The organism is Streptomyces sp. NPDC044704, assembly GCF_056433525.1.
The window spans coordinates 44,478-65,516 of record NZ_JBWKGY010000022.1; the positions used below are offsets into that span (position 1 = coordinate 44,478).

The window sequence follows — 21,039 nt, forward strand, 5'->3', positions numbered from 1 at the left end:
CCCTTCTTCTCGTTCTTTGCGATGGCGGTGTGGCGCGCGGCGGATTCAGGCAGGTGATCCGGCACGGCGCGACCTCATGTTGCCACCTGCGAACAGGCCGGGGATATGGGTGTCATGACGGATGGACACGACCCCGCACGACGGCCAGGATGGGCCGGGGCCCCGTTGCCCCCGCCGGGTGCGGCCCGTCGCGGGGGGCGGGATCCGGGCGGAACGGGTCAGGCGCCCCGGAGCACTTCGCGGGCGGCGCGCGCGCCCGACGCCAGGGCCCCCTGGAGTGAACCGGTCGCGCGGTGGTCACCGCACAGGTGGAGCCCGTCGGCGACGCGGGTCGGCCGGCTGAGGGGCCACGGCGGGCGCATGACGGGCAGCGCTCCCGCCACCGTGACCGCGGCGACGGGCTCCCAGGCGCCCGCGTCGGTGCCGTAGGCCTCCGTCAGGGCCGCCAGCAGGTCCGCGGGGGCCTCGGAGGCGCCCGTACCGAGGACGGAGGTGGACACCAGCGCGCGGCCGTCGCTCGCGTAGGACGGGGCGACCTCGGTCAGGACGCAGCTGTTGAGGAACCTGCGCCGCGCGTCGAGCAGCAGGGTCGGTTCCCGCAGCGGGGAGGCGGGCGTGGCGTGGTAGTACGTGGTCACGGTGCGGGTCGGGGCCACCGGGTGCCCGGGCAGCAGGGTCGCGGCGGTGGCGGCGTCGGTGGCGACGACGACGGCGTCCGCCTCGCGCGACGAGCCGTCGGCGAGGACCACCCCGCCCTCGGCGAGCCGGGCGACGGCGGTGCCCAGTTCCAGGCTGTCCGCCGGGACGGCCTCGGCGAGTTGGCGCGGAACGGCGCCGATGCCCGCGGCGGGAAGGGCCTGGGTGCCGCGCAGGAAGCTTCGCCAGGTCAGCTGGAAGACCCGGCTCGACGTCTCCAGGCCGTCTTCGAGGAACACCCCGGCGAGGAACGGACGCAGTACCTCTTCGACCAGGCCGTCGGGCAGTCCCCAGGAGCGCAGGGCCGCGCGCGTGCCGGTCTCCGGGAGCCTCTTGAGGAGACGGGCCGGCAGCAGCAGGCCGGCTGCGCCGAGCGCGCCCGCGGCGGCCGCGCCGGCCGGGGACAGCCGGCCGTCCCGCAGCAGGGCGAGGGCTTCGCCGGGCCGCCTGGTCGGGTCGCCGAAGCGGATGCGTCTCGTGCCGGTGTGGACCAGCACGCCGGGGGTGAACGGCCTCAGCCGCAGGTCGCGGAGCCGGAGCCGGCGCTTCACCTGGGGGTAGGAGGTGTTGAACACCTGGAAGCCGCGGTCCAGGAGGAACCCGCCGCGTACGTCGGTGCGCATCCGGCCCCCGACCCGGTCGGAGGCCTCCAGCACGGACACCTCGGCTCCGGCGCGGACGAGGTCCGCGGCGCAGGCGAGGCCCGCCGCCCCCGCGCCGACCACGATCACGGAGCGGCTTCCTCCACGGTTTCCGCGCATGCGCCGCCGTCCTTCCGTCCGCTCCGCCGTCCCTCCGGCGGGACCGCCCGCACGGCTGCTTCCGCCCCTACTTCCGCGCTGGCCCGCCGACCGGATGCGCCCGGGCCGGATCCGCCCGGACGCATCCGGCCCTGACCGCCGGACGGATGGGCGGGGCTCGTCACCGGCCGGTGACCGGCGCGGCGTCCGGGCCGAGGAACGCGAGGGCCGCGGTGGTGGCGGTGCGGTGCCAGGCGCGGGCGCCGCGGAGCATGGCGTGCCCTCCGCCGGACATGGCGACGCCCTCGGCCCTGACGCCGTACGCGCGGGCGCGGCGCAGGTACTCCCAGGTGTCCTCGGCGCGGGTGACGCGGTCCCGCTCGTCGTGGAGCAGGACGATCCGGGTGTCCTGGAGGTGGACAACCGGTTCGCCCGGCGGACACCACGGGGCGAGGGCGACGACGCCCCGGACGTGCGGCTCGTCCGCGACCCGGAGCGCGGCGCGGGCGCCCATGGAGTGCCCGATCAGGACGACGGGTACGGGCCCGGCGGCGCGCCGCAGCTCCCGCAGGGCCCGCCGGGCGTCCCGGACGGGGTCCGCCCGGTCCCCGTTCCACCCCTGGTGGCGGTAGCGCACGTCGGCCACCAGGATCCGGCCGGCGGGGGCGGCGCGCAGGACGGCGGTGCCGAAGGGCCGCATGCGCAGCCGCGGCAGGCCGAAGCGCGGGGGCGGCGCCATGCCGTCCGCCCGGCCGCCGTGGAGGAGGAGGACCGCGCAGGCGGGCCGGGGCGGTGCCCGCCGGACGCGCAGCGCGGCCGGGGTGCCGCCGGCGGCGGCCGGGCGGCGCCGGCCGCCGAGGGTGCCCGGGGTGTGACCGGCCGGGCTGCCGGTCACGGGGCTCACCGGGCTCCTTCGATGAGGAGCAGCTGGCGTACGTCGAGGTAGTGGGCGCGGAACCCGGCTTCGGAGTAGGCGAGGTAGAGCTCCCACATGCGGCGGAAGGTTCGGTCGAAGCCGAGGGCGGCCACCTGGTCGGCGCGGGAGGCGAACCGTTCGCGCCACAGGCGGAGCGTTTCCGCGTAGTGCTCGCCGTAGCCCTCGTCGGAGACGGTGTCGAGGCCCGCGCGGGCGGCGTGTTCGGTGAGGGCGCGCCGGGAGGGGATCAGGCCGCCGGGGAAGACGTACTTGCTGATCCAGGTGTGGGTGCGGGCGGTGAGGAGCATCCGGGTGTGCGGCATGGTGATGGCCTGGAGGGCGATGCGTCCGCCCGGTGCGAGGGCGTCGCGCAGCGAGCGGAAGTAGACCGGCCAGTAGTCGGCGCCGACCGCCTCGACCATCTCCACGCTGACGACGGCGTCGTACGTGCCCTCCGCCTCCCGGTAGTCCTGGAGCCGGACGGTGACCCGGTCGGCCAGTCCGGCTTCGGCGATCCGCCGCTCGGCCAGGTCCCGTTGTTCGGCGGAGAGGGTGAGCGTCACCACCTCGGCGCCCCGGGCGGCGGCGCGCAGGGCGAGTTCGCCCCAGCCCGTGCCGATCTCCAGGACCCGCCGGTCCGGACCGACGCCGGCCAGGTCGAGGAGCCGGTCGATCTTGCGGTGCTGGGCGGTCTCCAGGGATTCGTGGCGGGCGGGGAAGGCGGTGAAGACGGCCGAGGAGTAGGTCATGGACGGGTCGAGGAAGAGGGCGAAGAGCTCGTTCGACAGGTCGTAGTGGCGGTGGACGTTCTCCCGGGCGCCTTCCGGGGTGCCCAGCTGCGCGTCGGGCCTGCGCCGCACCCAGGCGGCGCGCAGGCGCCGCAGCGGGGCGGGGACGAGCTCGTCCACGTGGGCGGCGAGGACGGTCAGGAGGCCGGGCAGGTCGTCGCTGTCCCATTCGCCGGCCATGTAGGACTCGCCGAAGCCGATGAGGCCGTCCGCCGCGATCCGGCGGAAGAAGGCGTCCGGGTCGTGCACGGTCAGTCCGGGGCCGTGGCCGGCCGGCGCCTGGTCGCCGAGGCGTACGCGCAGCGGGAGGCGGGGGAAGGCGCGCCGGAGGAGGTGGCGTGCGACGGCGGTGTGGGCGGCCGGGGTGTCGGGGCTGCGCGCCACGTCGGGCCACGCCTCGGGGTCGGCCGGGATGCGGGGGCCGGGGACGGCTTGGTCCTCACGCGTGGCACGGGGCGTCGAGAGGGTCACGGAGTGGCGCCTTCCGGTCGCTGGGGCGTGCGCGGCCGGTGTGCGGTGTCGCGCCGCCCGGCCGCGGCCTGTCACCCTGTGCTTCGCCGCCGGGCCGGATTCGGATGGGTCGGGATGCGCGGAACCCGCCGGTTCCCCGCCCGCGCTCTCCCGGCGCTGACGGTTTTCAGCCGGTTCGGGGCCGATCCGGTGGCCGGTGGCCCTGGAGTCCGCGGGGACCTCAGCGCAGCGTCTTCTCGAAGCTGAAGGCGGTCACGGCCAGCCGCTCGCGGAAGTAGAAGCGGTGGGCGTCGGTCCGCTGGGTGCCGGAGTCGAGGGTGAGCGCGGTGCAGGAGGCGGCCCGCGCGTGCTCCTCCAGGTGGGCGAGGAGCGCGTGGCCCACCCCGGTGGAGCGGGCGGCGGAGGCGGTGACGAGGTCGTCCACGTAGAGCTTGCGGATCAGGTGGGTGTTGGCGACGGTCCGCCAGCCGGCCGCGCCCACGCACGCCCCGTCCTCGTCGTACGCGGCGGTGAAGCGCAGCCCCTGGCCCCGCCCCTCGGCGAGGACCGCCAGGAACAGGTCCTCGGTGAGGTGGGGCCGCAGTTCGAGCAGGACCGGCAGCAGGTCCCGCGTCAGCCGCGGGTCGCCGGGTTCGAGGTCGACGATCTTCATGGGCCCAGCGTACGGGCGCGGGCGCGGCGCGCCGGGAGGCCCGACGGCGGCCGTGGCGCCCCGGCCCCGGGGCGCCACGGCCCGGAAGGGGATCACCGGGCCGGACGGGAGCGTCCGCATGACGGACACGGGCGTCGGCTGTCGTACCCCCCGCCTACTCTTGATCACATGAGCCCGACCCCTGACTCCGCGACACCTGGACGCCCCCTCTCCGCGATCAACGCGGACATCCGCTGCCTGTTCGCCCGCGCCGAGGGCCGCCTCCGTGACGACGAGCGGGTGCGCCACGCGGCGCTGCTGGAGGAGTGGGCCGCGGCGATACGGGCTTCGGTCGTCCCGGCGGCTTGAGTACGGGTTCCGGTACGGGCCGGGGCGCGGCGGGAGGTCTGCGGCCGATCGGGTGAAGCCCCGGAACCTGCCGCAGGTCCGGACGTTGATCAGTGCGCTCACCACCGTGCACTCGTGCAACAGAAGGACCATGATGATCAAGAAGATGATGGCCACCGCCGCCGCCACCGCATCCATCGTCGGCGCGGGCGCCGCCGTTGCCGCTCCGGCCATGGCCATCGGCAACGACAACGGGATCAACACCGTCAACGGCAACGGTGCCTCCCAGATCTACGGCAACCAGGCGACCCACGGCGACCAGAGCCCGCAGCTCGGCCTCGTCCAGGGCACGCTGAACAAGCCCTGCATCGGCCTGCCGGCCAAGATCAACGCCCAGTCGCTCGTCGCCGCGCTGAACGTCGGTGTCCAGGACATCAATGTCCTGGCCAACCCGCAGAACCAGCAGTGCGCCGAGAACTCCACCCAGGCCAAGGGTGACGAGCCGCTCTCGCACATCCTCAGCAACATCCCGGTCCTCTCGGGCAACGTGTCGGCCAACAGCTGACCCGGTCCCCATCTTCGAGCCGGGGCCTCCGACGCCTGCGCGAGTGCCCACGGGGCCCCGGCTTGTACCACCCCCGGATCCCCCGGTCCGGACCCTCCACGTGGGCACCGTTCTCACGTTCAGAGCCCCCCGCCCGACTGGGCGGGGGGCTCTGAACGTGTTCCGGGCCGTTCCCGGCCGGGCCCTTGGCCAGGCCCTTGGACGGGCCGGGGCTACGGACCGTCCGCGCGGGATCCGTCCGCGCCGGGGGCGGGCCAGCGGGGGGCCGTCTTGCCGGAGGAGAGCTGGTCCACGACCTCGGCCAGTTCCAGGCAGGCCTGTTCGATGCGCAGGCGGATGGTGTTCTGCTCGGTGACGAGCGCCGACAGCAGCAGCGAGGTCAGGGCCGCGCTGCCGTTGAGCGCCTGGAGGTTGACCATGCCCTCGACGATGCTGAGGCCGGCGAAGGGGCCGGCCTGGGCGATCGCCGCCGCGTTCGCCAGTACGGACACGAGCAGCATGCAGGGCGCGCTCCCGGCCAGCTGGAAGCGCAGTGCCGCCCAGATGAGGAGCGGGAACACGAGGAAGAGCAGGGCCAGGTGGGTCCTGGTCGCCAGGAGGGTCACGGCGACGGCCGCGACCAGCAGGGCGGCGGCCTCGGCCCACCGGTAGGGGTCCTGGGACACGTGGACCTTGTGCACGATCAGCAGCAGCGGCGTCAGGACGAGCACGCCCATCGCGTCGCCGGCCCACCACGTCCACCACACCGTCCAGAACCCGCTGTCCGGCAGGCTGCCGGTGAGGGTCAGCAGCCAGGTTCCGGCGGTCGCGCTGATCAGCATCGGTGCCAGTCCGCCCAGGACGACCAGGGCCACGCCGTCGCGGAGCCGGTCCAGTTCCCGGCGGAATCCGACCTGGCGGAGCATCAGGACCGCGAGGACGGGGGCGAGGGTGTTGCCCGCGACGATCACGAGCCCGACCGCGGAGAAGGGGCTGAGCGACTGGATGACGAGGAACGCGCCGAGCGCGATGCCGGGCCAGACCCGGAGCCCCATCCAGATCAGGCAGGCGAGGGCGATGCCCGTGGGCGGCCACAGCGGGGTGACCACCGCACCGTCGATCACCACCTGCTGGAGCAGCCCGATCCGTCCGCCCGCGAAATAGGCGGCGGCGACGGCGAGGATCCGGAGCACGGCGAGGAACGGACGTCGGAAGCCCTCGGTGCGCATCACTGCATCAGACAACAGCCGGGGCCGTCGGCGGAGCGTGACACGCGCTGGAAAGCGTCCTCAAAGTCGTCCCGCGTGCCGGACCCCGCCGGGCAGAGAGGACTCTGCCGGCCTAGGGGTCGCGCGAGTCGTGGCCCGAGGCGGCTCCGAAGGCCTCGTGGCGCAGGACGAGGACGGCGGCGTCGTCCTCGTGGCCCGTCGAGTCGGCGACCTTCATCACCTCGGCGGCCAGGTCCCCCGGGGCGCTGCCCGCGCCGGCCAGGGCGGCCCCGGCGACCCGCGCGAGTCCGTCGTCCATCGGGAAGGAGGGTCCTTCGACGACCCCGTCGGTGACCAGGACGTACGAGCCCGCCGTCGTCAGCCGACGCCGGGTGACGGGGTACTCGGCGTCGGGCAGCATGCCGAGCGGCGGGCCCCCCTCGTCCTCCACGATTCCGTACCGGCCGTCGACGGTGGCCCACACCCCGGGCACGTGGCCGGCGCGGGCCGTCTGGATCTCCCAGGTGACCGGGTCGAAGCGGAGGAAGGTGCAGGTCGCGAACAGGTCGCAGTCCACCGAGAGCAGCAGGTCGTTGGCCCGGCTGAGGACCTCGCCCGGGTCGGCGGCGGCCGCTGCGACGGCCCGTACGGCGATGCGGACCTGCCCCATGAAGGCGGCCGCCTCCACGTCGTGGCCCTCCACGTCGCCGATGGAGAACCCCAGGGCTCCCCCGGGCAGCGCGAACCCGTCGTACCAGTCACCGCCGACGCTCAGACCGTGGCGGGCGGGCGTGTACCGGGCGGCGGTGCGCAGCCCGGGGACGGCGGGGAGGGAGGCCGGGAGGATCTCGCGCTGGAGCGCCTCGGCCAGTTCCACCCGCGCCTGCTGGAGTTCGGCCCCTTCCCGGGCCTGGGCCGTCAGGCGCCCGAGCCTCGTCAGCAAATCGTCGGCGGTCGCCGACCGCGGGGACCGATGGGGGGTCATGGACCGCTCCGGGGTACGTCCGCCTCCAGGGCTCTGGCGCGAAAACAGCCTTCATCATATTTCGGCGGCCCGATGATCACATCACCTGAGTCCGCCGGCCCGCCCCCGCGGAGCGGGCTGCGGCGGCCCGTGGACCACGGCGGGCGAACCACGGTGCGCGGTCACCGCGTACGGATCACCCCGTACGGGTCACGGCACGCGGGTCACCGCGTCGGTCAGTGCCTGCACGGTCGTGAGGCTGCCGAGGTCCACCCCTTCCTGGACGCGGAACCCGGCGGCCTTCAGGTCCGCGAGGACGCCGATGACGGCGGCGTCGTCGAGCCCGAGGTCCTCCCCCAGCTCGGTCTGGGGCCGCAGGCGCTCCGCCGCCCATCCGCTGCGTCTGGCCACGATCTGCCTCACCTGGACGTCCCGTTCCACGGTTCCTCCTCCGGCCGGTCCTGTACCCATCCGCCCTGTACCCCCGTACGGCCCCGCCGCAACCGGCGGGGCCTCCGGGTTCCAGCGGGGTTTGAGGTCCGGGATCCTGGCCACACGAGGGGGCGTACGTGGTTCCCACCCCCTTAGGGAGTGATCAGCTGTGTCGGACAACCAGAAGAGCCGGGCCAAGGCCGAGCAGGCCCTCGGCAAGCTCAAGGAAGCGGCGGGCCGTGCGGTGGGCAACGACAGGCTGGCGGCGGAAGGCCGCAGGGACCAGGTGAAGGGCGACGCCCGTCAGGCCAAGGAGAAGATGAAGGACATCTTCCGCCACCGGAAGCACTGACGACTTCGCACCCTTCCCTCGTCATCGGGCCCCCGGGGCGGGGCCGGGCCTGGTCCCGGCTCCGCCCCGGGGGTCTTCCGGGGTCCCGAGCCTGCGGGCGGGGCCCCGTTCGTGGGCCAGTACGTAGCCCAGGGCGATGCAGACGGTGACGACGACGAAGAACCCGATCAGCCACGACAGCATGGCGAAGACCAGCCCCAGGCCGCCGAACTGCTCCAGACTGCGGTCGATGGCGCGGGGCATGTAGAACCGCGATCCCCAGGTGACGATCTGCTCCGCGACGCCGACCAGGACCGCGCCGGGCAGCAGGGGCAGCCACGGCACCCTGCCGCCGAGCAGCAGGTGCTGGGTCCACCACCACAGCAGGGTGCCGCTGATCACGGCGACGAGCGCGCCGACGACACGGCCCGCGCCGAACGCCTCCTGGACCGGCCCCTGGAAGAGCAGGGCGGTCAGCCACACCGCGAGCCAGGCGAGCCACCGCCAGGCGGCGAGGCGCGCTCCGGCCTTGGGCAGGTGCCAGGACCGCTCGCAGGTGGTCTGCAGGGCGCGGCTGCAGGCGGTGGCGGACAGCAGCGTGACGACGATCCCGATCCCGCCGGTGCTGGCGACGGCCGCCGTGTCGCCGGCGGCGTACACCGCGCGGATCTGGTCGAGGGCGGTGTCGGTCATGCCCAGGGTCGTGCTGATCGTCTTGATCAGTTCCTGGCGCATCCAGTCGGGGGCGAGCGCGCCGATGACGAAGAGGGCGGGGATGGCCCCGAGGAAGGCCTGGGCGGCCAGCCGGGTGGCGCAGTCCAGGACGTTGACCCGCGCGAACTGTTCCAGGACCCGCCCGAGGAACGGCGTGTAGGTGCGCATCCAGCCCGGCACCACGAAGCGGCGGGCCGAGAAGCGCGGTCCGGGCACGGTGGCGGCTCCTTCCGGGCGCGGGCGCTCGTCCCGGGCGGCCGCACCTTCCCCGAGAAGGATGCGGGATCGGGCAGGGCGGGGCACGTCGACCGGGCCGGGGCGGGCGGGTCGGGCGGGGCGGGCGGGGCCGCCCGGAGCGTCGCCGAGACCCCCGTCCGGGCCCGGCCGAGCGGCCGTCGAAGCCCCGCCGCTCCCCCGCCGCGGCGCGGCTGAATGACAGCCGCCACCAGTTGTTTTTCCATATGTTCGCGAATTTGTTGCAGAACCGATACATCTGTACCCATGTCCGGACCTGAATTCCGGACGGCTTCGGAGAAAACTGTCGGCCGTTGCGCGCCAGGATCCACATCCGAGAAAGCAGGACCTTCCCAGGTATCCGATCGACCGTCAGTCCATCCGAACGCGGAGGTATCACGATGTCCGTCTGCAGGAACGACTCCCGTAAAGCCCGACAGGCTCTCCGAGTTGTCCGACGCACCGCCGGATTCCGTCCCCCTCGCCTTTTTCTGCTCCTGTGCCTGCTGACCGCGGGCACCCTCGCCGGCCCGGTGTCACCGGCCGGAGCGGCCACGTCGTACGGCGTGAAAGCCGTGGCCGTGGCCGCCTCCAAGGAAGGTGCCCCTTATGCGCGCGGCGCGACGGGACCGAAAAGGTTCGACTGCTCGGGCCTGATGCTGTATTCCTTCCGGAAAGCCGGAAAGAAGCTGCCACGCACCGCGGAGCAGCAGTACGAGCACACCTCACACGTTTCCCGCGACAAACGCGCATTGGGTGATCTGGTGTTCTTCCCGCAGGGCTCCACCGTGGAACACGTGGGCATTTACGCAGGCCACGACAAGATCTGGCACGCGCCCCGTCCGGGCACCCGCGTACGACTGGAACGCATTTGGAGCAATAACGTCCGCTACGGGCGGGCCGGATGACGGAAGGGTGACGGCATGAGGAGGCCCCGGCTCCTCCCGGACCCGCCCGGACGGGGGCGGACGGGAGGAGCCGGGGCCGGGGGGTCTCAGCTGTTGAAGCAGATGTTGCCGGCCGCCGGGTTCAGCGCGCCGATCACGTTCACGCTGTTGCCGCAGATGTTGATCGGTACGTGGACCGGGATCTGGATCAGGTTGCCCGACAGGACGCCGGGCGAGCCCGCCGCGATCCCCTCGGCCTTGGCGTCGGCCGACGCCGCCGACGCACCGCCCAGGACCGCCATGCCGACCACCAGGGCGAGACCCGCACTCTTCCACACTCGCATCACGCGTACATCTCCTCGCAACTGCCGTGACGGCGCACCGGTGCGCCGCACGGCCCCGAGCCGGGGCCGTCTCCCTCTCATCGGCAGCATGCGGCCGCACCGCCCCTCCCGGAGCGGGCGGTTCCCTCGAAGGAGTGCCGCTCCGCCCCTGATCGGCCGTACGGTCCGCGCCGTGCGCCCGGGACCCGTCAGCCGTTCAGGCCCTTCATCAGCTCGGGGGCGTAGCGGTCGCCGGAGGCCACGCCCAGCGGGGCCACGGCGTCGATGCGGGCGAGGTCCGCGTCGGAGAGCTCCACGGCGGTGGCGGCGACGTTCTCCTCCAGGTACCGGCGGCGCTTGGTGCCCGGGATGGGCACCGCGCCCTGGCGCAGCGTCCAGGCCAGGGCGAGCTGCGAGGGGGTGACGCCCTTCTCGGCGGCGAGGCTGCGGAGCAGGTCGACCACGGCCAGGTTGCGGTCGAAGTTCTCACCCTGGAAGCGGGGGTCCGTGCGGCGGAAGTCGTCGGCCGCGAAGTCCTCGGGGCTGGTGACGGCGCCGGAGAGGAAGCCGCGGCCGAGCGGCGAGTAGGCGACGAGTCCGATGCCCAGCTCGTCGAGGGCGGCGCGGACGCCGTCCTGCTCGATGCCGCGCTCGAAGAGGCTGTACTCCGTCTGCACGGCGGCGAGGGGGTGCACGGCGTGGGCGCGGCGGATGGTCGCCGGCGCGGCCTCGCACAGACCGATGTGGCGGACCTTGCCGGCGGCGACGAGCTCCGCCATGGCCCCGACGCTCTCCTCCACGGGGACCTGCGGGTCGATGCGGTGGAGGTAGTAGAGGTCGATGTGGTCGGTGCCCAGGTGGCGCAGGGACCGGTCGGCCGAGCTGCGGATGTACTCCGGGGTGGCGTTGTGGCCGCGGAAGGAACCTTCGTCGGTGAACTCGACGCCCGTCTTCGTGGCGACGACGGCGGATTCCCTGCGGCCCGCGAGCGCCCTGCCGAGCAGCTGTTCGTTGAGGAAGGGGCCGTAGCCCTCGGCGGTGTCCATCAGGGTGACGCCCAGTTCCAGGGCCCGGTCGATGGTGGCGAGCGACTCGGTGTCGTCGGTGGCGCCGTAGTGGGCGCTCATTCCCATCAGGCCGAGTCCTTCGGCGCCGACCTTCAGGCCCTGGCCGCCCAGTGCGCGCATCTCCACGGTGTTCTCCTCGGGGTGTCCGGTGCGTGAGCAAGTAAGTAACTAACTGGATAGGTCAACCATGCACATCCTCATCGCGGGATGTCAATAACCAGATAGTTACTTGCTAGGCTGCCCCGTATGGCAAGGGACTCCAGCGCAACCAAGGCACGGCTGCTCGACGCGGCCTTCTCCGAGTTCGCGACCTACGGCATCGCCGGAGCGCGCGTCGACCGGATCGCCGAGGCGGCCCAGGCGAACAAGCGGCTCATCTACGTGTACTTCGGCAACAAGGAACAGCTCTTCGACGTCGTGCTCCAGCGGGCGCTGGAGGCCGGCTCGGAGACGGTTCCATTCACCGCCGAGGACCTGCCCGGGTACGCGGGCGCGGTCTTCGACCACCTCGTCGAGCGGCCGGACCTGATGCGGCTCGTGCTGTGGAAGCAGTTGGAGCGCCCGGGCTCCGCGCCCGCGGAGGCGGAATCGTACGCCGCGAAGATCGCGGTGGTGGAGAGGGCGCAGCGGGCCGGGCGGATCGACGCGGCGATCGACCCCGTCGACCTCCTCGTGCTGGTCATGGGCCTGTCGCAGGCCTGGTTCGGCGCGGTGGGCGGGCCGGCCGCCGGGGACGCGGGCACGGGCTGGCCGGCCGAGCTGCTGGCCCGCCACCGCGCGGCCGTCGTGGAGGCCGTCCGCCGCATGACGGAGCCGCCGGCCGCCCCGGCCGCCTGAGGAGGCCCGGGGCGGCCGGGTCGCGTCGGCGACGCTCTACGGCCCTTCCTCCAGCGGGGACGGCCTGGCGTCGTCCGGTTCCGGTCCGGTGCCCGGCCCGATGCGGATCTCGAAGTGTCCGTCGTACTCCTCGTGGCCCGCGACCACCGCCTGTGCGACGGCCTCGTCGCCGCGCTCCCCGCGGACGATCAGCGGGTCCCGGCGCAGGTCGCGCATGAGCGCCACGCACATGCCGATCATCACCACGGTGAACGGGGCCGCCACGAGGATGGTCAGGTTCTGCAGTCCGGCGAGCGCGTCCCCCTTGCCGTTGCCGATGAGCAGCATGACGGCCGCGACGGCCCCCGTGACCACGCCCCAGAAGACGACGACCAGCCGGGCCGGCTCGAAGGTGCCCTTCTGCGACAGCGTTCCCATCACGATGGACGCGGCGTCCGCTCCGGACACGAAGAAGATGCCGACGAGGACCATCACCAGCAGGCTCATCACGGTGGGGATCGGGAACTGCTGGAGCAGCCCGAAGAGCTGCCCCTCCGGCGTGGTCTCGCCGCCGAGCCGGCCGCCCTCCTGGAGCTTCATCGCCGTACCGCCGAAGACCGCGAACCACACCAGGCTGACGCTGCTCGGGACGAGGATGACCCCGCCGATGAACTGGCGGATCGTGCGGCCGCGGCTGATGCGGGCGATGAACATGCCGACGAACGGCGTCCAGGAGATCCACCACGCCCAGTAGAAGACGGTCCAGCTGCCCAGCCAGGTGGCGACCTCTCCGGTGCCGGTGGCCTCCGTGCGGCCGATGAGCTGCGGCAGGTCGCCGAGGTAGGCGCCCAGGGAGGTGGGGAGCAGGTCGAGCACGATGATCGTCGGGCCGGCGACGAACACGAAGACGGCCAGCACGAGGGCGAGCACCATGTTGATGTTCGACAGCCACTGGATGCCGCGCTCGACGCCGGAGACCGCGGAGGCCACGAACGCGACGGTGAGCACGGCGATGATGCCGACCAGGAGTGCGGTGCTGACCGTCTCCATCCACCCCAGTTCCTGGAATCCGCTGCCGATCTGCAGGGCACCCAGGCCCAGGGAGGCGGCCGAGCCGAAGAGGGTGGCGAAGATGGCCAGGATGTCGATGACCCGGCCCGGCGCGCCGTGGGCGTGCCGTTCGCCGATGAGCGGCTCGAACACGGCGCTGATCGTCTGGCGGCGGCCGCGCCGGAACGTGCTGTAGGCGATGGCGAGCCCGACGACGGCGTAGATTGCCCAGGGGTGGAGCGTCCAGTGGAAGAGGGTCGTCGCCATCGCCGTCTGCATGCGTTCGGCGGAGTCGACGGGGTGGGTGCCGGGCGGCGGCTTCCCGTAGTGGGCCAGGGGCTCGCTCACGCCGTAGAACATGAGCCCGATGCCCATGCCGGCGCTGAACATCATCGCGACCCAGGACACGGTGCGGAACTCGGGCCCCTCGTCCTCGCGGCCGAGGCTGATGCGTCCGTAGCGGCTGATCGCGAGCCACAGCGCGAAGACGACGAAGCCGGTGGCGGCGAGCATGAAGGCCCAGCCGCCGTTGTGGATGAGCCCCTTGAGCAGACTGCTCGACACGCTTTCCAGCGAGTCGGTGGCGATGGCGCCCCAGAGCACGAAGGCGAGGGTCAGGACCGCCGTGACGCCGAAGACCACCATGTCCGTACGGGAGCGGGGGCCGGCCGGTGGATCTTTCGACAACGAAGTCCCCTTTCACGCGTGACCCCGTGGGCCGCGGGCACGCAGGAACGTTTGCGTGGATACCTGACTTATCACGCATCAGCCGATGAACCGGGCTCATTCCGCCGTCGTGAGCCACTGCGCCCGGCCGTTGGCCCAGTCGGGGCGGGTTTCGGCGCGGCCGCCCCGATGTCCGGTGCGGCGCGGCGGCCGCGGGTCAGTCTCTGACCGACGGGAACCACGGCTCGGCGGAGGTCTGCGCATGCCCGGTGCTCCCCGCGGCACGGCGGCCCTCTACCTCGTCGGGGCGCTCGCCGGCTGCCTCGTGGGGCTGGTCGGCGGGAGTTTCCGCTGGTGCCTGGAGCAGGCCGGCGAGCTGCGCGGCGAGCTGCTGGACACCTCGCAGCGCCTCGGGGCCGCCGGCTGGCTGCTCCCGGTCGCGCTCGCGGCGACGGGCGCCGCCCTCGGCTGCGCGATCGCCCGGCGGGTCCCGACGGCCGCCGGGAGCGGCATCCAGGACGTCGAGGCCGTGTGGCGCGGGGAACGGGAACCGCAGCCGCTGCGGCTGCTGCCGGCGAAGTTCGTGGGCGGTCTGCTCGCCATGGGGTCGGGCCTGCTGCTCGGCCGTGAGGGCCCTACGGTGCACATGGGCGCGGTGATCGGCGCGGAGGCGGGGCGCCGCACGCGGATGAGCGCGCCGGACGTCACCCTGCTGCACACCTCACTGGCCGGGGCCGGGCTCGCGGTGGCCTTCGGCGCCCCCCTCGGCTCGGTGGTGTTCGTCTGCGAGGAGGTCACGAGGACGGTCAGGCCCCGCCTGGTCCTGCTCACCCTCATCGGCAGCGCCACGGCCACCGGATGCGCGCAGTGGATGCTGGGCGACCGGCCGGTCTTCGCGATGCCCGGCCCGGCCACCCCGTCCGTCGCCCTGCTGCCGCTGTTCCTGCTGTTCGGAGCGGCCACGGGCGCACTGGGGGCGGGCTACAACCGGCTCGTCGTCGGCACGCTGGCCTTCTGTGACGGGGTCACCCGGGTGGGGCCGGTCGCCCGGGCGGCCGCGATCGGGGCCGTCGTGGGCCTGCTGCTCGGCATCGACCCCTGGCTGGCCGGCGGCGGGGAGGAGCTGGGCGCGCGCCTCCTGGGCGGCGAGGTACCGGTGGTCACCGTACTCGCGGGGTACCTGGTGGTGCGGTTCGTGGCCGGTCCGCTGAGCTACGCGGCCGGTACGCCGGGCGGGCTGTTCGCTCCCGTACTGGCGCTGGGCGCCCTGTGGGGAGCGCTCGTACAGGGTCTCGCGGCGCCCGCGCTCCTGGACGGGACCGGCGCGGCGGCGTTCGCCGTCGTCGGTATGGCGGCGCTGTTCTCGGCGGTCGTGCGGGCGCCCGTCACGGGCATCGTGCTCGTGGTCGAGATGACCGGGGCGACGTCGCTGCTCGTTCCGCTGCTCGCCGCCTGTTTCGCCGCGACGCTGACGGCGGACCGGATGGGGAGCGTGCCGGTCTACGACAGCCTGCGGCTACGCATGGCGCGGAACTCCTGATCCCGGGGACAGGACCCGCAGCGGTGTACCGATTTGACAGGTTTCAGGATGATTTCCCGTTACGTTGATCCGGTGACCGCCCCCGCGCAGCCCGCCGCGCCCCCGCCGGCCTCCCCCGCCAGGGACCTGCTCCCCCTCGTCCTGCCGGCCCTCGTGGTCGGCGTGGGCACCAGCCTGTCGCTGATCGCCGTGAGCGAGGCGTCCGACCTGCTGAAGGACCTCCTGTGGGAGACCCTGCCCGACGCGATCGGGATCGGCCCCTGGTCCGTCGCCTGGATGCTGGCGGTCCTGACGGCGACCGGCCTCGCCGTCGGCCTCGTGGTGTGGAAGGTGCACGGGCACGCCGGGCCGGACCCGGCCACCACCGGTCTGGTGGACCCCCCGCTGCCGCCCGCGGTGGTCCCCGGCCTGCTGCTGGCGAGCGCCCTGGCCCTGGCGGGCGGCGTGAGCCTGGGTCCGGAGAACCCGATCACCGCCGCGAACATCGCCCTCGCCTTCTGGCTGGGCCGGCGGTTCATGCCCGCGGGCCCGCCGCAGCTGTGGGTGGGGCTGGCCGCGGCGGGCACCGTCGGAGCGCTGTTCGGCACCCCGGTGGCCGCCGTGCTGATCCTCACCGAGTCGATGGTGTCCGCGCCCCGGCAGCCCTCGGCCGTCCCGGGCGGGCGGCCGCCCACCCTGTGGGACCAGCTCTTCGCCCCGCTGATCGCCGCGGGGGCGGGCGGACTGACGAGCAGGTTGCTGGAGGCCCCGCAGTTCGGGCTGCCCCTGCCCCCGCTGAAGGGGCCGCACTGGCCCGACCTGGTCGCCGCGCTGGTGGTCTCCTCGGTGGCGGCGGTCATCGCCCTGGCCGCCGTCTACGCGTTCCCGTACGTCCACCGCGCCTTCCACCTGCTGCCGCACCCGGTGCTCGCGCTGACCCTGGGCGGGGTGGCGCTCGGTCTGCTCGGGGCGCTCGGAGGCCGGCTCACCCTCTTCAAGGGCCTGGACCAGATGGGCGAGCTGGCCGCCGATCCGGGTGCGCACTCGGCCGGGTCGCTCGTCCTGATGACGGTGGTGAAGCTGGCCGCGGTCCTGGTGGCCTGCGGGTCCGGGTTCCGGGGCGGCCGGATCTTCCCGTCCATCTTCGCGGGCACCGCCCTCGGCTTCGCGGTGACCGGCCTGGTGCCCTCGGTGCAGCCGGCCGTCGCGGTGACCTGCGCGGTGGTCGGGGTGCTGCTGGCCGTCACCCGGCAGGGCTGGCTCAGCCTGTTCGCCGCGGCGATCCTCGCCCCGGATCCGGGTCTGCTGCCGCTGCTGTGCGTGGCGCTGCTGCCGGCCTGGCTGCTGGTGAGCGGGCGTCCGCAGATGCAGCTGGACGGCTCGGGCGTCGCCCTGCGCTGACCGGGCCGCCGCCCGTCGGCCGCGTGATGCCCGTCACTTCCAGTGACGGATGGGACATGACCTCCGGGGCAGGGGGCATGCGCGGACCTTGCCAGCTCATCGCGGGTCCGCCGCGGTGGCACAAGCGGAGGTACAGCGCGTCGTGTCGGAGCAGAAGACCATCTACACAGCCGGGACATGGCGGTCCGCGGCCTCGGGAGCGACCAGGGAGATCCTCGACCCGGCCGACGGCTCCGTCCTCGCCGTGGTCTCCGAGGGCGGCACCGCCGACGCCGACGCGGCCGTGAGCGCCGCCCGTGCCGCCTTCGACCGCGGCCCGTGGCCCACCACGCCGGCCGCCGAGCGGGCCGCGCTCCTGCACCGCACGGCCGACCTGCTCCGCCGGGACCGCGAGCGCATCGGCCTCATGGAGAGCCTGGACGCCGGCAAGACCCTCGAAGAGGGCCGCACGGACGTGGACTGCGTCATCGACGCCTTCCGCTACTTCGCCGGCCTCGTCGCCGCCGAGGACCCGGGCCGGGTCGTGGACGCCGGTACCCCCGACGTGCACAGCGTCGTCGTCCACGAACCGGTCGGGGTCTGCGCCCTCATCACGCCGTGGAACTACCCGCTGCTCCAGGCGAGCTGGAAGGTCGCACCGGCGCTCGCGGCGGGCAACACCCTCGTCATCAAGCCGAGCGAGATCACCCCGCTGACCACCGTGGCGCTCCTGGAACTGCTGGCTGAGGCGGGCCTGCCCGACGGGGTGGCCAACCTGGTCACCGGAGCGGGCGACCCGGCCGGCGCGCGCCTCGCCGCGCATCCCGACGTCGACCTGGTCTCCTTCACCGGCGGACTCGTCAGCGGTACCAAGGTCATGCGCGCGGCCGCCGACACGGTCAAGAAGGTCGCACTCGAACTCGGCGGCAAGAACCCGAACGTCGTGTTCGCCGACGCCTGCGCCACCGAGGAGGGCTTCGACACCGCCGTCGACCAGGCCCTCAACGCCGCCTTCATGCACAGCGGCCAGGTCTGCTCGGCCGGTTCGCGCCTGATCGTCGAGGAGTCGCTGCGCGAGCGGTTCGTCACGGAGCTCGCCCGCCGGGCCGAGCGGATCCGCCTCGGCCGCGGCACCGACCCGGGCGTCGAATGCGGCCCGCTCGTCTCCGCCGCGCAGCGCGAGCGGACCGAGTCCTACGTCGCCGGCGCGCTCGCCGAGGGCGCCGTGCTCCGCGCCGGCGGCGAACGCCCCGACGGACCCGGCTACTTCTACCGGCCCACCGTCCTCGACCGCTGCCACCGGCGCATGCGCGTGGTGCGCGAGGAGGTCTTCGGGCCGGTGCTGACCGTGGAGACCTTCCGCAGCGAGGAGGAGGCCGTGGCCCTCGCCAACGACACCGAGTACGGGCTCGCCGGCGGCGTCTGGACGGCGGACGCGGGCCGTGCCCGCCGGGTCGCCGGCCGGCTGCGGCACGGCACCGTCTGGATCAACGACTTCCACCCCTACCTGCCGCAGGCGGAGTGGGGCGGCTTCGGGAAGTCCGGCGTCGGCCGCGAGCTCGGCCCGTCCGGGCTGGCGGAGTACCGCGAGACCAAGCACGTGTACCAGAACCTCGCCCCGCGCCCCGTGCGCTGGTTCGCGGGCTGAAGGAGTCAGGAGAGCACATGACCACCCCCCACACCCATGCCCGGCCGGCGGCCGCAGAGGCCGCGCCCGTCCAGGAGTACGACTACGTCGTCGTCGGCGGCGGCACCGCCGGATCGGTGATCGCCTCCCGGCTGACCGAGGACCCGGACGTCACCGTCGCCGTCATCGAGGGCGGACCCAGCGACGTCGACCGCCCCGAGGTACTGACGCTGCGCCGCTGGATGGGCCTGCTCGGCGGCGAACTCGACTACGACTACCCCACCACCGAGCAGCCGCGCGGCAACTCGCACATCCGGCACAGCCGGGCCCGCGTCCTCGGCGGCTGCTCCTCGCACAACACCCTCATCGCCTTCAGGCCGCTCCCCTCCGACTGGGACGAATGGTCGGAGGCGGGCGCCGAAGGGTGGCACGCGGCGGCCATGGACCCGTACTTCGACCGGCTCCTCAACAACATCGTGCCGGTGGACGAGGCGGACCGTAACGCCATCGCCCGCGACTTCGTGGACGCCGCCCAGGACGCTCTGGGGGTTCCGCTCGTCGAGGGGTTCAACAAGAAGCCGTTCCACGAGGGCGCCGGGTTCTTCGACCTCGCCTACCACCCGGAGACCAACAAGCGGTCCTCGGCCTCGGTGGCGTACCTGCACCCGGTGATGGACGGGCGGCCCAACCTGAGGATCCTGCTGGAGACCTGGGCGTACCGCCTGGAGCTGGACGGCACGCGGGTGCGCGGCGTCCACGTGCGGGCCGCGGACGGCACGCAGTCGCTGGTCACGGCCCGCCGCGAGGTGGTGGTGTGCGCGGGCGCCGTGGACACCCCGAGGCTGCTGCTGCATTCCGGCATCGGCCCGCGCGCCGACCTCGAAGCCCTCGGCATCCCCCCGGTCCACGACCTGCCCGGCGTCGGCGAGAACCTCCTCGACCACCCGGAGTCCGTGATCGTCTGGGAGACGGACGGGCCGATACCCGAGAACTCGGCGATGGACAGCGACGCCGGCCTGTTCGTGCGGCGCGACCCGGACTCCCCCGGGCCCGACCTGATGTTCCACTTCTACCAGATCCCGTTCACCGACAACCCGGAGCGGATCGGCTACGAACGCCCGGCGCACGGTGTCTCGTTGACGCCCAACATCCCCAAGCCCCGCAGCCGCGGCCGCCTCTACCTGACCAGCGCGGACCCCGAGGTCAAACCCGCCCTCGACTTCCGCTACTTCACGGACGAGGACGACTACGACGGCAGGACCCTGGTGGACGGCATCAAGCTGGCCCGCCGGATCGCCGCGACCGAGCCGCTGGCCGGATGGCTGCGCCGCGAGGTGTGCCCGGGCCCCGACGTCACCGACGACGAGGCGCTCAGCGCGTACGCCCGCTCGGTCGCGCACACCGTCTACCACCCCGCGGGCACCTGCAAGATGGGCGCCGCGGACGACCGGGACGCCGTGGTGGGCCCGGACCTGAAGGTGCGGGGCCTCGACGGCATCCGCATCGCGGACGCCTCCGTCTTCCCGACGATGCCCGCGGTCAACCCTATGATCGGAGTCCTCATGGTCGGCGAGAAGGCCGCCGAGCTGCTGGGCGGTGAGGTCCGGTGACCACCACCGCTCCCGATACCGCCGCCGCGCCCGTCTTCGGGGTCCAGGGCCTGTGGAAGGTCTTCGGCCCCTCGCGCAAGGCCGCCCGCGTCCCCGGATCCGAGGACGCCGCGCTGCCCGCCGCCGAGCTGCGCGAGCGGACCGGCTGCACGGCCGCCGTCCGCGACGTCACCTTCGACGTCCGCAAGGGCGAGGTGTTCGTCGTGATGGGCCTGTCCGGCTCGGGCAAGTCCACCCTCGTGCGCTGTCTGACCCGGCTGATCGAGCCCACGGCCGGATCGCTCGCCATCGACGGCGAGGACGTCCTCGCCATGGATCCGGGCCGGCTGCGCGAACTGCGCCGCCACCGGGCCGCCATGGTCTTCCAGCACTTCGGGCTGCTGCCGCACCGCACGGTCCTGGACAACGTCGCCTACGGCCTGGAGATCCAGGGCATGGGCCGCAGCGGCCGTCGCGCCCGGGCCGCCGAGATGGTGGCCAAGGTCGGCCTCGAAGGGCTTGAGGGCCGCCGGCCCGGCCAGCTGTCGGGAGGCCAGCAGCAGCGCGTCGGCCTCGCCCGCGCGCTGGCCGCCGACCCCGAAGTGCTGCTGTTCGACGAACCGTTCAGCGCCCTCGACCCGCTGATCCGGCGCGAGATGCAGGAGGAGGTGGCCCGGCTCCACCACGAGGAGGGCCGCACGATGGTCTTCATCACCCACGACCTGGCGGAGGCGCTGCGCCTCGGCGACCGGATCGCGCTGATGCGCGACGGCCGCATCGTCCAGGTCGGCACCCCCGAGGAGATCGTGGGCTCCCCCGCCGACGACTACGTACGGGACTTCGTCCGCGACGTGCCGCGCGAGCAGGTGCTCACCGTGCGCAGCGCGATGCGGCCCGCCACGGACGGCGAGGACAGCCGCGGGCCGGCGCTCGCGCCCGCCACCACCGTGGTCGAGGCCATCGAGGCCGTCGCCCGCAGCGGCGGACCCGCGCGGGTCGTCGACCACGGCCGGTGCCTGGGCGTCGTCGACGACGCGGCACTGCTCGCGGTGGTGGCCGGCCTGCCGTCCCCGGCCGGGCGGGGGGTGGCGGCATGAC

General features: G+C 73.6%; 21 protein-coding genes. 10 read left to right on the forward strand and 11 right to left on the reverse strand.

The genetic code is table 11. From position 1 onward, the window contains the following. Window positions 1-218: 218 nt before the first annotated feature. The 4 genes from AC07B0_RS34460 to AC07B0_RS34475 all read right to left on the reverse strand — a co-directional run bounded on the left by AC07B0_RS34460 (window position 219) and on the right by AC07B0_RS34475 (window position 4,263). On the reverse strand, window positions 219-1,457 hold the full coding sequence (locus AC07B0_RS34460) for an FAD-dependent oxidoreductase (RefSeq protein WP_478899883.1): 1,239 nt from the start codon (window positions 1,455-1,457) through the stop codon (window positions 219-221). 160 nt (window positions 1,458-1,617) lie between these two features. Further along, window positions 1,618-2,340 carry an alpha/beta fold hydrolase gene (locus AC07B0_RS34465; RefSeq protein WP_478899885.1) on the reverse strand — a complete coding sequence of 241 codons (723 nt, stop codon included), beginning with the start codon at window positions 2,338-2,340 and terminating at the stop codon, window positions 1,618-1,620. Continuing rightward, window positions 2,337-3,611: a class I SAM-dependent methyltransferase gene (locus AC07B0_RS34470; RefSeq protein ID WP_478899887.1), complete on the reverse strand. Its 1,275-nt coding sequence runs from the start codon at window positions 3,609-3,611 to the stop codon at window positions 2,337-2,339. The genes AC07B0_RS34465 and AC07B0_RS34470 overlap by 4 nt, the downstream gene beginning before the upstream one ends. A gap of 220 nt (window positions 3,612-3,831) precedes the next feature. Then, window positions 3,832-4,263, reverse strand: coding sequence for a GNAT family N-acetyltransferase (locus AC07B0_RS34475; RefSeq protein ID WP_356877000.1), 432 nt, complete (start codon window positions 4,261-4,263; stop codon window positions 3,832-3,834). A 168-nt stretch (window positions 4,264-4,431) separates the two neighbouring features. On the opposite strand from AC07B0_RS34475, the gene AC07B0_RS34480 reads away from it, so the two are divergent. Together AC07B0_RS34480 and AC07B0_RS34485 are read left to right on the forward strand one after the other, a co-directional pair. Then, a complete protein-coding gene (locus AC07B0_RS34480) occupies window positions 4,432-4,611 on the forward strand; it encodes a hypothetical protein (RefSeq protein WP_356877002.1) in 180 nt (59 codons plus the stop codon). A gap of 133 nt (window positions 4,612-4,744) precedes the next feature. Next, window positions 4,745-5,155 (forward strand): rodlin, encoded by a 411-nt coding sequence (locus AC07B0_RS34485; RefSeq protein ID WP_356877114.1) that lies wholly within the window; start codon window positions 4,745-4,747, stop codon window positions 5,153-5,155. Between the two features lie 212 nt (window positions 5,156-5,367). Here the strand turns inward: AC07B0_RS34485 and AC07B0_RS34490 are convergent, their stop codons facing one another. From AC07B0_RS34490 to AC07B0_RS34500, 3 genes are all read right to left on the reverse strand, one after another. Then, the gene (locus AC07B0_RS34490) at window positions 5,368-6,366 is read right to left on the reverse strand and encodes an MASE1 domain-containing protein (RefSeq protein ID WP_356877116.1); all 999 of its coding nucleotides are present in this window, start codon (window positions 6,364-6,366) and stop codon (window positions 5,368-5,370) included. 109 nt (window positions 6,367-6,475) lie between these two features. After that, window positions 6,476-7,327, reverse strand: a complete 852-nt coding sequence (locus AC07B0_RS34495) for a PP2C family protein-serine/threonine phosphatase (protein ID WP_469381901.1) — start codon at window positions 7,325-7,327, stop codon at window positions 6,476-6,478. Window positions 7,328-7,516: 189 nt separating this feature from the next. Beyond that, window positions 7,517-7,747 (reverse strand): phosphopantetheine-binding protein, encoded by a 231-nt coding sequence (locus tag AC07B0_RS34500; protein ID WP_356877006.1) that lies wholly within the window; start codon window positions 7,745-7,747, stop codon window positions 7,517-7,519. 160 nt (window positions 7,748-7,907) lie between these two features. Here AC07B0_RS34500 and AC07B0_RS34505 point away from each other — a divergent pair, with 160 nt between their 5' ends. After that, window positions 7,908-8,090, forward strand: coding sequence for a CsbD family protein (locus tag AC07B0_RS34505; RefSeq protein ID WP_356877008.1), 183 nt, complete (start codon window positions 7,908-7,910; stop codon window positions 8,088-8,090). Window positions 8,091-8,111: 21 nt separating this feature from the next. On the opposite strand, the gene AC07B0_RS34510 is transcribed toward AC07B0_RS34505, so the two are convergent. Next, a complete protein-coding gene (locus AC07B0_RS34510; RefSeq protein ID WP_356877010.1) occupies window positions 8,112-8,999 on the reverse strand; it encodes a YhjD/YihY/BrkB family envelope integrity protein in 888 nt (295 codons plus the stop codon). Window positions 9,000-9,418: 419 nt separating this feature from the next. On the opposite strand from AC07B0_RS34510, the gene AC07B0_RS34515 reads away from it, so the two are divergent. Next, window positions 9,419-9,925, forward strand: coding sequence for a C40 family peptidase (locus AC07B0_RS34515; protein ID WP_356877012.1), 507 nt, complete (start codon window positions 9,419-9,421; stop codon window positions 9,923-9,925). Window positions 9,926-10,011: 86 nt separating this feature from the next. Here the strand turns inward: AC07B0_RS34515 and AC07B0_RS34520 are convergent, their stop codons facing one another. Both AC07B0_RS34520 and AC07B0_RS34525 read right to left on the reverse strand, forming a co-directional pair. Next, a complete protein-coding gene (locus AC07B0_RS34520) occupies window positions 10,012-10,248 on the reverse strand; it encodes a chaplin (RefSeq protein WP_356877014.1) in 237 nt (78 codons plus the stop codon). 188 nt (window positions 10,249-10,436) lie between these two features. Then, window positions 10,437-11,420: an aldo/keto reductase gene (locus AC07B0_RS34525; RefSeq protein ID WP_356877016.1), complete on the reverse strand. Its 984-nt coding sequence runs from the start codon at window positions 11,418-11,420 to the stop codon at window positions 10,437-10,439. Window positions 11,421-11,540: 120 nt separating this feature from the next. Here AC07B0_RS34525 and AC07B0_RS34530 point away from each other — a divergent pair, with 120 nt between their 5' ends. Then, window positions 11,541-12,131 carry a TetR/AcrR family transcriptional regulator gene (locus tag AC07B0_RS34530; RefSeq protein ID WP_478899889.1) on the forward strand — a complete coding sequence of 197 codons (591 nt, stop codon included), beginning with the start codon at window positions 11,541-11,543 and terminating at the stop codon, window positions 12,129-12,131. A gap of 36 nt (window positions 12,132-12,167) precedes the next feature. Here AC07B0_RS34530 and AC07B0_RS34535 read toward each other — a convergent pair whose 3' ends face one another. Next, window positions 12,168-13,805 (reverse strand): BCCT family transporter, encoded by a 1,638-nt coding sequence (locus AC07B0_RS34535; protein ID WP_478899925.1) that lies wholly within the window; start codon window positions 13,803-13,805, stop codon window positions 12,168-12,170. A 283-nt stretch (window positions 13,806-14,088) separates the two neighbouring features. Between AC07B0_RS34535 and AC07B0_RS34540 the strand changes: the two genes are divergently transcribed. The 5 genes from AC07B0_RS34540 (at window position 14,089) to AC07B0_RS34560 (ending at window position 21,038) form a co-directional block, all read left to right on the forward strand. After that, window positions 14,089-15,366 (forward strand): ClC family H(+)/Cl(-) exchange transporter, encoded by a 1,278-nt coding sequence (locus AC07B0_RS34540; protein WP_478899891.1) that lies wholly within the window; start codon window positions 14,089-14,091, stop codon window positions 15,364-15,366. 48 nt (window positions 15,367-15,414) lie between these two features. Next, window positions 15,415-16,746, forward strand: coding sequence for an ion channel protein (locus tag AC07B0_RS34545; protein ID WP_478899892.1), 1,332 nt, complete (start codon window positions 15,415-15,417; stop codon window positions 16,744-16,746). Window positions 16,747-16,888: 142 nt separating this feature from the next. Further along, window positions 16,889-18,373 carry an aldehyde dehydrogenase family protein gene (locus AC07B0_RS34550; protein WP_356877024.1) on the forward strand — a complete coding sequence of 495 codons (1,485 nt, stop codon included), beginning with the start codon at window positions 16,889-16,891 and terminating at the stop codon, window positions 18,371-18,373. Window positions 18,374-18,390: 17 nt separating this feature from the next. Next, window positions 18,391-19,962, forward strand: coding sequence for a GMC family oxidoreductase (locus tag AC07B0_RS34555; protein WP_356877026.1), 1,572 nt, complete (start codon window positions 18,391-18,393; stop codon window positions 19,960-19,962). Further along, the gene (locus AC07B0_RS34560; protein ID WP_356877028.1) at window positions 19,959-21,038 is read left to right on the forward strand and encodes a quaternary amine ABC transporter ATP-binding protein; all 1,080 of its coding nucleotides are present in this window, start codon (window positions 19,959-19,961) and stop codon (window positions 21,036-21,038) included. The genes AC07B0_RS34555 and AC07B0_RS34560 overlap by 4 nt, the downstream gene beginning before the upstream one ends. Window position 21,039: the final 1 nt, after the last annotated feature.